Origin of the sequence: Citrobacter sp. Cf118, from assembly GCF_030334095.1 — a bacterium.
Taxonomy (GTDB): Bacteria; Pseudomonadota; Gammaproteobacteria; order Enterobacterales; family Enterobacteriaceae; genus Citrobacter; species Citrobacter freundii.
The window spans coordinates 40,046-53,342 of record NZ_JAOWES010000080.1; the positions used below are offsets into that span (position 1 = coordinate 40,046).

The following is a 13,297-nucleotide window of genomic DNA, read 5'->3' on the forward strand; positions in this document are numbered from 1 at the left end:
CGGCCTACGAGGTTGTAGGCCGGATAAAACGCGTAAGCGTTGCCATCCGGTATTTCTGTTTCTTATTCTTCAGTCGTTTTCTCAACAGGCTGTGGACTGTTTTTCAGCGGATCGGCCAGTGCCGACAGCGAACCACCGGACAAACCAATTTCATTTAACAGCGAGTCAATCAGCGGCGCTTGTGTACGATAGGCAAGGGCGGCGGATAATGCCTGCTCAGCCAGATTCCCTCCGGTTACGTTACCTGCGGTCACTTCACCGACGGCGCCGCCACGATTCAGACCATCAACCTGGATAATCTTGATCCCATCGATAGACTTCATTGGCTCAACGGATTTCTCAATGACTGCTGGCAGGGACTGCAGCAGGGCCAGCTTAAATTTCAGACTGGTCTGTTCGTCGGAAAGCACGTTGATGGCATCGTTCAGCGCACGCTGGGCTTCGGCTTCCGCCAGACCTTTTTTTCGCGTGGCTTCGGCCAGTTCCACAATTGCCGCCGCCTGCAATTCTGCGGCTTCTTTTTCCGCTTTTGCCCGGACGGTCAGTTCAACCGCCTGGGTTTCTGCATCCTGCGCTGCGGCAATCAACGCCACCTGTTTGGCACGATCCGCTTCTGCGGTCTGGCGGGTGGTTTCTACGTTCTGCTGGGCGCGAACCGCTTCGGCTAGCGCATCGTTAGCGCGTGCTTCAGCCTGAGACTGCTGTTCAGACTTGGCGGCAATGGCGATGGACTTGGTCTGGTTGGCGATCTCCGTTGCCTGTTGCTGTTCGATCTCTTTGATGCGAACTTCACGCTCGGCCTCGACTTTTCTGGATCGCACCGCCTGTTCGCGCTCGATTTCTGTTTCCTGAATCTGCCGTTCGGCAAGAATGCGCGTCTGCTCAGCTTCACGATGACGTTCGGCTTCGAAGGCGGCAATTTTGGCGTTTTGCTCGGCCGTGCGGGTCTTCACCTGCTGCTCCTGCTCGAGCGTCATGAAGGCTTCCTGCTGTTCGATCTCCAGCTTGCGCGACAGCGCATCACGGTTTTTCTCACGAACGGCAACTTCTACGTCCTGCTCGACTTCGTTACGTTCGCGACGACGGCGTTCTGTTTCCTGAGTCAGCTTAGTCAGACCCTCGGCATCAAAGGCGTTATTCGGGTTGAAATGAACTTTTTCGGTCTGGTTAAAGTTGGTGAGTGAAACGCTCTCCAGTTCCAGGCCGTTTTTGGACAGGTCTTCCGCGACGGTATTTTGTACGCCCTGAACGAAGTTTTCACGCGTATCCTGCAGTTCATGCATGGTCATCTGCGACGCAGTGGCACGTAGGGCATCAACAAACTTATCTTCTATTAGCACACGTAAATCCTCTGGTGACAGTGTTCGCTGTCCCAACGTCTGTGCGGCGGTAGCAATCCCTTCAACAGACGGTTTTACACGCACGAAAAAGGCGACGACGACATCCACGCGCATACGGTCTTTGGTGATGAGACTGTCGACAGTCGAACGGCTCACCTCAAGTTTGAGGGTGTTCATGTTGATAGGAATAATTTCGTGGAAGATAGGCATGACAATTGCGCCGCCGCTCATCACCACTTTTTGTCCGCCAAGGCCGGTACGCACAAACGCCTGTTCAGCTGACGCGCGGCGATACAGGCGGGCAAAGATAATCCCGATAATTACTAAGATGACCACCGCCACAATGGCGGTAAACATCCATGAAGGTAACATGCCAAAAACATCATCCATTGTGTTATTCCCTTAAAGTAAAAATTACAAAACATTTGGCCAGGGGTTTAGCTCGGCCAGGTAACGCGTTGCGGAGAGTCGGCAGATAATCAGCACCTTGTCTCCTTTTTTGAATTCTTTGCCCGCTTCAGGCTCCAGCAGCACATAGTGAGTCTGCCCGAACTTATCGGTAAATTTGCCTTCGCAGGGGGTTCCAGCACTTGCGGAATGTCCGGTAATAATCGCCATGCTGCCGATAAATTCATCTTCAGCGAGGGCGGTGGTTTCATCCCGCGGCAGCCAGGGAGCAATGATTTTTCCGCTGTAATGCACGGCGAAGACGGCAAGAATAAAACTCACCGGAGCAAGCAGCAGGTTGCTGAGCGGTGCTTGCCACAGCGTGACCCAGCCATGCTGAAGGAGGATACCGAAGAGTCCAAAGAAGCCAGCGAGTAAACACAGCACGATCAGTGCCGGGATCCGCCCGATATTGAGATAGTGAAGCGCCTGGCCGATATTGCCGGAAGTCAGGGCATCGTAATGTTCGAGGTGAGCATCAAGCGCACCTGAAAGAAAATGGCCAAAAATAAGAGAGATGATTTCCAGTAGGCCAATCAACAGTACAAATGAAATAGCAAACAGGTAGGGGCTGTTGTAATCCGTGAATAATGCCAAGTTGTTTCCTCCTGTTACTGCGTTCCCTGTCCGTGTCAAAAGTAATGGTTTTACCTCTTACTTTTACATGACGTTACAATAACATGCGTTACCCTGGTCTTTAATCCGAAAAGGGGCTCATCCCCCTCTTAGATTTCGTAGGAAACTGTGAAGCAGGCGGTTTTTTTGCGCACAATATGTACAGAATAACTTCGTATCCAGGGAAATACTGAAATTAGAAAAAGCATATGGCCTTAGCAGATATTCAATAACTGGAGGGTATGCTCATGAACAGCAATATGTATTCAATGAACAATTTCGATTTCCTGGCCCGTAGTTTTGCCAGAATGCAGGCTGAGGGCCATCCCGTTGATATCCAGGCGATAACCGGGAACATGGATGAAGAACATCGAAGCTGGTTTTGCAAACGCTATGCGCTGTACTGCCAGCAGGCGACGGAAGCCAGGAAGCTAGAACTGGAACACTAACAGAAAAACGGGCCTTGCGGCCCGTTGTCGTTTTACTCTTGCGGATCGACTGACGGGATCGCGGGGGCAGGTTTAACTTCTGCCGTTTTTTCACGCGATTCCAGCTCAGTCAGACGTTGCTCAAGCAGCGCCAGCTTTTCACGTGTGCGCAATAAAACCTGAGTCTGTACATCGAATTCTTCACGGCTTACCAGATCCAGACGGGTCAGCTGTGACTGCAGCGTTTGACGAATTTTCTTCTCGACGTCTTCGCCAAACTCGCGGATCCCTTTCGGCATCGACTCGTGAACCTGACGAGCAATCTGCTCAATTTTTTTCGGGTCAATCATTGTGGTTTCCCTGAACTGGTACGTGTTGCTGCCTATTGTAGTGCGAACTGGCACAGGCATAAACCAGAATTGTGTGAAGCTAAGACGAGTAAAGGCGTTGATGAAGGTAATCAATAGCGTTATAGTTAACTCGCTTATTCTCAGGGCGGGGCGAAATTCCCCACCGGCGGTAAATCAACTGATGTTGAAAGCCCGCGAGCGCTTTTTGTTACGGCAAAAAGGTCAGCAGATCCGGTGTAATTCCGGGGCCGACGGTTAGAGTCCGGATGGGAGAGAGTAACGATCCAGTCGGGCATGGACCCGCTCACGTTATTTTTTTGCCGCTTAGACGGTACTCCTAAGACTGCCCTGATTCTGGTAACCATAATTTTAGTGAGGTTTTTTTTACCATGAATCAGACGCTACTTTCCTCTTTTGGTACGCCTTTCGAACGTGTTGAACATGCGCTGTCTGCGCTGCGTGAAGGACGCGGTGTAATGGTGCTTGACGACGAAGACCGTGAAAACGAAGGCGATATGATTTTCCCGGCAGAAACCATGACCGTAGAACAGATGGCGCTGACCATCCGTCACGGTAGCGGTATTGTATGCCTTTGCATCACTGAAGACCGACGTAAACAGCTCGATCTGCCAATGATGGTGGAAAATAATACCAGCGCTTACGGTACCGGTTTTACCGTGACCATTGAAGCCGCAGAAGGCGTGACCACCGGCGTTTCCGCAGCAGACCGTGTTACTACGGTGCGTGCGGCAATTAAGGATGGCGCTAAACCTTCCGATCTGAACCGTCCGGGGCACGTGTTCCCGCTGCGTGCTCAAGCTGGTGGTGTGTTGACCCGCGGTGGTCATACTGAAGCGACCATCGACCTGATGACGCTGGCAGGGTTTAAACCGGCAGGCGTGCTGTGCGAACTGACCAACGACGATGGCACCATGGCGCGTGCGCCAGAGTGCATCGAATTTGCCGGCAAGCATAATATGGCGGTGGTGACTATCGAAGACCTGGTGGCTTACCGTCAGGCGCACGAGCGCAAAGCCAGCTAATCGTACAGTGCCATGGTGAAGAAAAGCCGATGCAATGCCATCGGCTTTTTTTTGTTTAGTTGTAGTTAATTTTAAATAACACTACCGTTTCAAATGGTCCGGTCTGAACGGCCTCGCCAGCGACTTGACTTAACTCTGCTTGATAACTTTTCTCTCTGGTCAATAATTCCGTATCAAATTCGGCATACTCTGCGTACGCGTTGTAGGTGGAGAGTGTATTATCTTCCATATTACGGATTTTTAATTGCAAGCCATTCCCTATTCTCAGTGAAGTATCATCTTCTGCTAATTCTTCAGTAGTATAGAATGAAGATGAAACTTTGAATGTATCAGTACATCCACTGTCTGCATTTAAATTCTTTATAGTCTTGATGGAGAAACTTTTGGTCATGGTTTTGGCATTGATTTCCATATTATTAAAGGTGCCAAAGTCAATGGTCTGATTTTCCGGATAGATGTTGAATTTTACGCTACAGTCCAGTACTCGAATTTGATCTAATCCAGTGACATGATATTTCAGGTTAGCGGCATCCGGGCTGACGTTGATACCACCAACACCATCAAACTGCACAAGAATATAATCGCCGATACTACTGGTGTAGTCATGGGGAGGCATAGAGATGACTTTTACATACAGGCGCATTCGTGCGATAAACGTTCTCGAGTAGTGTGTATCTTCCGCATTACCTGAGCAAAGATAATGTTCCCAACCGCTGGCTTTGATTTGCGCCGGGTTATAGATCTTCAGTTTCTGATTATCAATACACTGGTGGGTATCAATACTGATAGCACCTTGCGTCGCGTCATAATCAACGCCTTCGTAGGTGACACCTAACTGGTAGTAGGTATCATTGACAGAAGCATAGGGGTTAACCCAGGCATAGGCGTTTTCACCGCTATATCCATCATCGGAAGTGGCGTTATCACAGTACACGGGAATTTTTATATCGTTGCTTTCCCATATTTTGTCCCCGGGTTTGGCGTTGTTAGGGACTGCAAACGGTTCGATAGCGGTATAACCTTCAACAGGACCTCCGGTGGCTCCCAGATAGCAGTGAACCGCCAGCGCTGAACGAAAAGGGAGCGCGATGAATATTAACAGCAGAAATAACCGTAGCGTGCGGATCATTTTCTGGCCTCCGGCACGATAAGATCGCATTGACCATGGCATTTCACGTTCAGCATGCGCAGTCCGCCATAATCATCCATATATCCTAGTGCGAACGCATTTCCGTTATAACCGCCGGCATTTAATGTGACAGAGGAAAAAGGGGCAATCATCTTACTGCTAAAGCCTGACAATTGGCTTTTGCTGTCTTTGCCAAAAAAAGCCAACGTAATGTAGTAGGCGGTAGGATTATTAACCAACAGCGTATTTCCCTGTTGGCTAACTTTGAGCTGAAGTTCAACTTCAGTACCCGGCTTTTTCTTCAAAGCCGCTGGACGCCAGAACAATTTCAATCGAGATTGCAGGGCCATCTGCACAATGGCATTGCTTCCCTTATTTTCTGGCGCAGGCGGAATTTCACGGACATTAAAATAGAACAGCGTTTCCCGATCCTGAGGTAGTGAGCGAGCTTTATCCTGCTTAACGATCCTCACTTGTGAAATTGCGCTGGGATTTAAGCGTTGGATTGGAGGCAGGGCAACCAGAAAGGTGTCGTCCTTATTACCTTTTTCATCTTCAATCCATGAATAGGCCAGATAGGGCAGCTGCTCGCTCTGGTTTTCGATTTTCAGGCTGCTGGCCTTTTCGTTGCCGTTAAATATTATCCGCGTTCTGTCAGGTTGAATTGCCGCCTGAGAGGTGAGTGATAAGGCGAGTAGTACTATTGGCAATTTTTTAAATAATGTCATTTTTCATCCTTAATTAATGACAAGGTAAAATAAGGTTTTGCGTGGTGATATCCAATGTGTCTGGTAATGCGAAGGTGCATGCCTTTTTATCACCCCATTGAACTGTAAAGTGTTGCCCACTGTCGACACCACCAAGCCAGGCATGACCTTCTTCACTGACCATTCCTACTTCGGTATTGCTGGCAATATGCCGAACGATCGCGCCAAGTGGCGGGTAGTCTCCATTTTCCATTCTGATGGCGACGGTAATATTTTTGCCTGCACGGGATATCAGCGCTTTGTAACCGATAGCTCCTTCCGTCCAGGTTTGGCGGGTGATCGTTTCATCAACGGTAACGCCGTCAGGGAGATCGTTCATGTTGACGGCGATGGTTGAGGGTTGATAACTGGATATCATCGGTACAACCGCATAGCCGAGGCGGTTGGTGCGATTGCTATCTCCCTGAACAGGTATATCGGCCACGCCATCTGTACCGATCATAACTCGAGGTTCATTACCAAAACTGCGACGATGCAAGGCAATACCTTTGCCCGTGGCGGTCATTGAACCGCTCCAACTGGCGCTGACAGAGGTGTAGTCGCTGGCAGCATAGCTTCCGGAGAACTGTAGTTCGCCCGCAGGGGTAGTATGCTGGTAGTTGCCCCTGAATTGCGCGCCGTTATCTGGCTTGTCGGTGGCGGTTCCTGCGGAAACGCCCCAGGTATTACGGGGATCGGAGGAATCATTCCATGAGAGAGTGTTAGTGGTGTTGCTGCTATTGCGCATGTCGTAATTCAACCGCCGACCAAAGTCGAAGGGAACGGAGAGCGAAACATAGACCTGCTTATCGTTATCACTCTCTTCGTAATGCGTTGTGCTGAAGGATGTCGATAGCGATAAACCTTTCCAGTCACCGATATCGAAATTAAATCCGGCAGTTACGGATGCGGTAGTAGAGCTGTCGCCATCCCACCATTGCTGGCGTAGTGCGCTGACGTACAAATTCATCCGCAAAGGATCGATCGGCTGGTTGAAGGCGATGCTTACGGTCTGCTTTTCGTCCTGCGTATCAGCATTGTTGTACTGATGGGCGATAAAGTTGGCATAGCTATGAAATTCACGTTCGGAGAAACGATATGCCGCAAGTGAAATCTGGCTGTTTGTCGCATCAAAGCGTTTGCTGTAGTTCAGTCGGTAACTGAGACCGTTTTCTTGATGACCATCATCGAAAGTGCTGCTGGCACGTGTAACGTCAAATGAAAGTGCGCCCAGCCATAGCATATTCTGCCCAATGCCGAGTGCCGCAGAGCGATAATCGCTGCCTCCTGCGAGGATCCCGCCATACAGCGAGGTATTGGACAATATTCCCCACGAGGCTTCTCCATTGGCAAAGGTCTCATCGATCACATAATGCGAGATGTCCGGACGTGCACGGCCTGCCGCGATTTTGTAACGGACCTGCCCCTCGCGGGTCAAGAAGGGCGTGGATGCTGCAGAAACCTGAAATGTATTGGTTCTGCCATCTTCCTCGGTGATTTTAACATCTAGCGTACCCTGTACCGATTGGTTGAGATCGGTAATGACAAAGGGGCCAGGGGCAACCTTTGTTTGATAAATCACGCGACCGGAGTGGCTGACGGTGACGGTTGCATTGGTTTGTGCGAGACCGCTGATTTGTGGGGCATAGCCACGTAATTCCCACGGTAGCATGCGGTCATCACTGGCCAGAGCAGCGCCATTATAGGAAAAACCATCAAAGATATTTGAGCTTAAATCCGTCTCGCCCAGCGTGAGTTTGGCACCCAGTGAAGGGAGTGGGCGAAAAAGATAGGTTCGCGAAATGCTCCGTGTTGTTTGAGTGTTTTCGTCGTTGCGATTTTGGCTTACCTGGTAATCGCTACGTAAGCGCCATGCGCCCATATTCAGGCCAGCAGCACCGTAGGAGTTTATATTTTCTGTACTTTTACCCCGATCGGGACGATAAGTGCTGGCAAATAAGTTGTAGTCGAAGAGCAAGCCATTTACACCGTGATCCCAGGTGGATGGCGGCATCCAGCTCTCTGATTTCCATGCCATTAATACTTGCGGAATACTAATATCCAGGTGTTGATTCGCAATGTCTAGCGTAAACGCAATGTCGGCGTATGCGGTGAAATCTACGCAATTGTTCTGCATTGGCAGGGAACGTAAAATTTTCTCTTTTAACCCCAATTGCTCGGCAAGATCGGTAGGAATACAGACTGCAACACCTTCACCTTTTTCCCCCCAGCTCAGTTGGCGGCCAGAGGAGATTTGGTTTTTATTCACAGCAATTGTGACAAAGTAGTTCCCAGGGGCAATTGAGAAATCATCTTTTAGTAGTGAGAGATCCACACTGCTACGCATGGATTTATCCAGTACATTCAGGTTGAATTCGACGGCCAGAGTGGAAAATGACAACAGTAGCCCACATCCATAGGCCACGACCTTGCAGGTATTCATGGCAATCCTTACCTATACCCAAGCGTTGCAAGTGTTATAGGGTGGCCATCCGGCCACCATTATGTGACTACTTATAGGTAAGTCTGTAGGTTGCCGTCGCGGCGACAGCGCCCACGGTGACATCCGTTGCGCCAATTTTTTCCATATAGGCTTGGAATGGAAGGATTTGAGTCGCTGATCCTGCACTTAGATCAATGGTTTTTGCGGTCCCCAGAGTAATCTTCGTGCTTGTTTTGTCCAGAAGGCGTACGCCAACATTTGTTGCACCACTGGCAAAAGTATTGCTAAGCAGGCTGGTATCTTCAGTTGTAACGCTGTCACTGTTAAATGTGACATCAACTTTGGACACAGGTACATCGCTGCCATTATTTGAGTGTGGCAGATCGCAATTGACTAAGTGAAGGCTGGAGTCAACCGCATCAGAATGTCCGTTAGTATTGATATAGCTGGCAGGAACTTCACCCAGCTCAACCTGCTTGTCAATATCGTCAGGTTCAATGGCGCAAGGGGCATTAATAATGGTACCCGTGAAGGTTATTTTGCCGCTACCACCGTCAACATCGGCGAAGGCACTGGTGGTAGTTAATGTGGCGATAGCCACGGCTAATAACGTTTCTTTGCCTAGTTTCATACAATCATTCCTTTAGTAATATACAATATCCTTTATGCTTAAGTCGAAATAATAGGTTTTTTAAAATATTATATCACCAGGATATTTTGTTTTTGCGTGATATTCGGAATTTGACCCGGTATTGATTAAGTTTTGTGTATATATATTTCGATGTTGCAATTTGCATTGCATTTGATGAGAGAATGAATGGTGTTTTATTATTATTTTTCGTGGTGTTGACTCTAAGGTGGTTATTGTAAAACTGTGATTTAGATGAGTTTTTTTCTGCAAATCAGAGTATATAAATATTGATTTATTATTGTTTGCGCCAAATAATTTGCGTTTTGTATGATTTGAACCGAAGGGAAGCAAGCAGCAGGATTGTATAACCATCGTAAAAAAAGCAGAAATCTGAATACAGACTTCTGCTTTGGTTTTTCCATTCAGGTTATTTGGCCCTGGCCAGTTTCAATGCCCATGCGCCGCTCATTATCACCAACAGTAATAAACATAAGCCAAAGGCTAGCAGGCATGCCTGCGCCATGTTCATAAATTGCCACGGTGGAAGCAGATACCAGCCTTCAGACTGTTGGTATAGATCGATAAACCACTTTTGCGTACTGCTGAGTGCCACGCCATCAGGCACTATGGGGGCATCATAGCCGCAATCTCCAGTGGGTTTAAACCACTCCGGAGCCCAGTTTGCCAGCGGCAAATTGAAAGGGAATGTCGGATCGGTGGAACACCCCTGGACGCCAAACAGCGAATCCGGGCTATGTACCGCATGATGAATATCATTGAGTTTGAGCGAGAACTTAATGCCCATGATGCTGCCGTAAAATGCCGCAATGCAGCCAATAAGCTTCAGAACAACATTTTTAGGGTTTATTGCCGCGATCAATCCACCGAAAACCATCACAAACATGGCAAAGCGAATGTAGACACACTGCTCGCAGGGGGCCATATAGAGATAGATTTGGAAAAACGAGTGGGCCAATATTATTAACCCGCCCATCGCGCAGGCCATCAGTAGCCACAGAAAGCGCCGTTCCTGCCATCTCACCAGCGTATCAACCGGCGTGGTACGTAAGTCCCGCCACCATCCTTTTATGAAAACCATAGCCTCGTCCCTGTTTATTTTGTCGCCAGCTCTCTGACAAGCTCAGCCATGGAGTCAATGGATTTGATACTCTTGGTGTAGATCAGGTATTTACCGTTAACGACGTAAGCCGGAACCCCCTGAATTTTGGCGACGTCATATGCCGCTTTCCATTTCTCCAGCGTTTGCTGAACAGTGGGATCTTGTAGCGCGGCGTCAAAATCTGCCTGGCTCATGCCTGCAGCATCCAGGCCTGTTTTAATGAATGCGGCCGGATCTTTACCATCTGACCAGCGCTCTTTCTTGTCGTGGTAAGCAGCGTAATAAGCAAATTTCGCTTTTTTGAACTGTGATTTGGCATCAAATAATGAAATCCCTGCTGCCTGATCTTTAGCAATCATTACTGCAAAAACTTCACTGGCCTGTTTACCATATTCCCCTTTGGTTTCAAGATGAAATGGTGTGAAGGTGACGAGATCGGCCACTTTTTCAGAAACCGGGCCAGTCACGGCTTTATCATATTTGTAACAGAACGGACAGGCGTAGCTGAATACTTTTATTAACGTCTTATCAGCATTAGGAATCGGTTTCTCCAAAACCATATAATCAGTGCCTTCTGTAAAAGCTGAGGCGGCAAACGACGAGGCAAGTGCGGCGGTTAATACCACGCTTTTAAATAATGAAGTAATCCATTTAGATGACATAATTAATCCTTAATCTAACGATATTATTTAAACATTTGTTGTGGGTGAACCAGTAATGCGCGGTAGTGCGTTTGGTTTGGCTTATCTGAAAGGACATCAATTTCGACTTTGACTTCTTTAGTCTTATAGTCAATTTCGTTGATTTTGCCGATGGTTGGTTGTCCAACGTCAAATAAATTAATAGAACCACCAAATCCAAACATGGTGTCGCGGTCTTTCTGATATTCGATAACCGAGGTGATGGGACTATAGAAATCGTAACCGCGTTCTTTGCCGTATTCCCAAATTTGCTGAACGGTTCCTTTTTTCTCGTCAACTTTATATTCGACGAAACGGGAATATTTCATCGTCGGCAATGCCGGTTGTTCGAGCCCACGACCATCGCCGTTGTCAAAGATGGTTAATGTCCCTTTGCTCGAGATCCATGCGGTGTGTTGGGTGTAGGTAAAATCGAAATCAGTATTCTCGCACTTACCGTTTTCGTCACATTTTAGCGCGTTGCCCTTATCATCAACCGGTTTTAACAGCTTGCTTGCCAGCGCCTTATTCCAGCCTTTCGACGGAGCGAGGATCCATTTCACCTGTTTATCGCGACCGATTTTGACGACGCCCTGATGGCGGGAAGAGATAATAATGGAGTCATCTTTGGCATCATAAGCAATGGAGTTAACGTGCGCCCAGTTACGACCTGCACCCACTCCGAGGGCGTCACCGTAAGGAGTATCTGGCTCCAGTTTCGCCTGTTGACCGGCATGAGCGAGGTCAACGTTGACGCATACCGCGCCTGCGTCCAGTGCACCCAGAAGCGCATCACGCATCGGATCGAGTATCTTTGTCAGATCCCACACATCAACCACACGACCGGACTTGTCTACTTCAATTATCTGATCGCGGATGGTTTGCACATGGATGCCATCTTCTTTGCGATAATCGCGTTTGCCCACGCGAAGCAACACGGTGTCGTTGATTGTTTCGATCGATTCATGCGACGCGTCGAGGAAGCCGCGCGGTAGCTTATGATCGGCCAGAATCTGCCCCATCATATCGAATTCGTACCAATGCTGACCCTGAACGGCTGTGAAGGTACCGCGCGGCGTTTCCCGGATACCCATCAAGTAACCGCGCTTATTGATATCCATGTCATGGCCATCGTAAAAGGTATCTTGATCCAGCCACCAGCGGTATTCACCTTCCGTATCGACGATAAAGGTGAAGGGGGCAATGTCAAAGGGTAATGCCCCGCCCGCAGGACCCGCATCCAGGATGCCGGCATTTTTGTCTTTTTCACCATGCCAGTGGAATTCCGCCCCCTGTGCGGTGAAAGTATGGGTATTCACCAGATAGAGACGGTCTTCAAAACCAGGCGCTACCTTAATAACTTTCGTTTGCTGTAAATCGGAAATAGAACGGTTATCCATGTAGTGATTAACGATGGCGGACGTTTGCACCACATAATCATCCTTCATGGCTTTGCCATTTTCTTTATATTCAACGGTGACCTTATTAGCAAACTTTTGATAAAGACCAAAAATAGGCACGCCGTCATAGGTTGCTAACGACTCTTTGCCAACTGTATAAGTAACAGGAACTCCTTTCTCGCCTTTGCCATGAACGGTGACTTTAACATCTGAAATAACGTGACTATCTAATTCAACCAGTGCGGTAAGCGGGGCGTTTCCATAAGGATCAACGACTATAGCGCCCAGCTTCCCTGCGGGTTGGGCGGGTTGAAAACCTGCAGCAAACGAATTTCCAACGGTTAATCCAAACGTCAGTGCGAGTGTGCCAGCGAGAAGTGTTTTTCGGTATTGTCTAAACATGGATATATCTCCTTATATTAACTTTAAATATAATTCCACTGAATATATTATGTTTTTACGATATGGCTAAAAATGAAAATGGTACTACTGATGTCACTTTTATTGTGGGTATATAAATATTGATGAAGTGTATTATTCTACAAAATCTAATTTTTATTGTTTTCTGGATAGTATGAGTGAGGTATTTTAAGGACAATGTTTATTATTGCTTAGTGTGATCTCGTCGACAGAGTTTTATTTTTTATAACTGTTTTAGCTATTGGCATAGCTGCTGGTTTATATGATCGAAATCATATATTTGTTTCTGAAATATGCCACTATAGGGGTATGTCAGAATAAGTTTATGTAAAATTTTAACGTTAAATGTTTAATGATGTTAAATGTTAAGGGTAAAAGAATGTTTATTGCCTGGTATTGGATCGTATTAATTGCACTCGTTGCATTGGGTTATTATTGCCATATGAAGCGTTATTGTCGGGCATTCCGACAAGACAGAGACGCATTGCTTGAGGCGCGAAACAAA

Annotated in this window: 12 protein-coding genes and 1 riboswitch; of the genes, 2 read left to right on the forward strand and 10 right to left on the reverse strand. The window is 47.7% G+C overall.

What is annotated here, in order from left to right:
* Positions 1–62: 62 nt before the first annotated feature.
* Positions 63–1,730: a flotillin family protein gene (locus tag OGX67_RS09215; RefSeq protein ID WP_071696301.1), complete on the reverse strand. Its 1,668-nt coding sequence runs from the start codon at positions 1,728–1,730 to the stop codon at positions 63–65.
* 24 nt (positions 1,731–1,754) lie between these two features.
* Entirely contained in the window at positions 1,755–2,384 is a 630-nt protein-coding gene (locus OGX67_RS09220) for an OB-fold-containig protein (RefSeq protein ID WP_257651791.1), read from the reverse strand.
* Positions 2,385–2,644: 260 nt separating this feature from the next.
* Between OGX67_RS09220 and glgS the strand changes: the two genes are divergently transcribed.
* Complete coding sequence (gene glgS / locus OGX67_RS09225) at positions 2,645–2,851, forward strand: cell surface composition regulator GlgS (protein ID WP_019077704.1); 207 nt, start codon at positions 2,645–2,647, stop codon at positions 2,849–2,851.
* Between the two features lie 32 nt (positions 2,852–2,883).
* Here glgS and ubiK read toward each other — a convergent pair whose 3' ends face one another.
* Positions 2,884–3,180, reverse strand: coding sequence for a ubiquinone biosynthesis accessory factor UbiK (ubiK, locus tag OGX67_RS09230; RefSeq protein WP_003024618.1), 297 nt, complete (start codon positions 3,178–3,180; stop codon positions 2,884–2,886).
* 132 nt (positions 3,181–3,312) lie between these two features.
* Positions 3,313–3,462: riboswitch (FMN riboswitch) on the forward strand.
* Positions 3,463–3,569: 107 nt separating this feature from the next.
* Here ubiK and ribB point away from each other — a divergent pair.
* Positions 3,570–4,223, forward strand: a complete 654-nt coding sequence (gene ribB, locus OGX67_RS09235; RefSeq protein WP_003828424.1) for a 3,4-dihydroxy-2-butanone-4-phosphate synthase — start codon at positions 3,570–3,572, stop codon at positions 4,221–4,223.
* A 55-nt stretch (positions 4,224–4,278) separates the two neighbouring features.
* Here the strand turns inward: ribB and OGX67_RS09240 are convergent, their stop codons facing one another.
* The 7 genes from OGX67_RS09240 to assT all read right to left on the reverse strand — a co-directional run bounded on the left by OGX67_RS09240 (position 4,279) and on the right by assT (position 12,774).
* Positions 4,279–5,352: a fimbrial protein gene (locus OGX67_RS09240; protein ID WP_071684667.1), complete on the reverse strand. Its 1,074-nt coding sequence runs from the start codon at positions 5,350–5,352 to the stop codon at positions 4,279–4,281.
* Entirely contained in the window at positions 5,349–6,080 is a 732-nt protein-coding gene (locus tag OGX67_RS09245) for a fimbrial biogenesis chaperone (RefSeq protein WP_071696299.1), read from the reverse strand. Before OGX67_RS09245 ends, OGX67_RS09240 begins: the two co-directional genes overlap by 4 nt.
* Before the next feature lie 13 nt (positions 6,081–6,093).
* Positions 6,094–8,541: a fimbria/pilus outer membrane usher protein gene (locus tag OGX67_RS09250; RefSeq protein ID WP_286526362.1), complete on the reverse strand. Its 2,448-nt coding sequence runs from the start codon at positions 8,539–8,541 to the stop codon at positions 6,094–6,096.
* 67 nt (positions 8,542–8,608) lie between these two features.
* Complete coding sequence (locus OGX67_RS09255) at positions 8,609–9,172, reverse strand: fimbrial protein (RefSeq protein WP_049015230.1); 564 nt, start codon at positions 9,170–9,172, stop codon at positions 8,609–8,611.
* A gap of 427 nt (positions 9,173–9,599) precedes the next feature.
* Complete coding sequence (dsbI, locus tag OGX67_RS09260) at positions 9,600–10,271, reverse strand: protein-disulfide oxidoreductase DsbI (protein WP_204583273.1); 672 nt, start codon at positions 10,269–10,271, stop codon at positions 9,600–9,602.
* Between the two features lie 14 nt (positions 10,272–10,285).
* A complete protein-coding gene (locus OGX67_RS09265; protein ID WP_003024608.1) occupies positions 10,286–10,954 on the reverse strand; it encodes a thiol:disulfide interchange protein DsbA/DsbL in 669 nt (222 codons plus the stop codon).
* Between the two features lie 23 nt (positions 10,955–10,977).
* Entirely contained in the window at positions 10,978–12,774 is a 1,797-nt protein-coding gene (gene assT, locus OGX67_RS09270) for an arylsulfate sulfotransferase AssT (protein ID WP_204583274.1), read from the reverse strand.
* Positions 12,775–13,297: the final 523 nt, after the last annotated feature.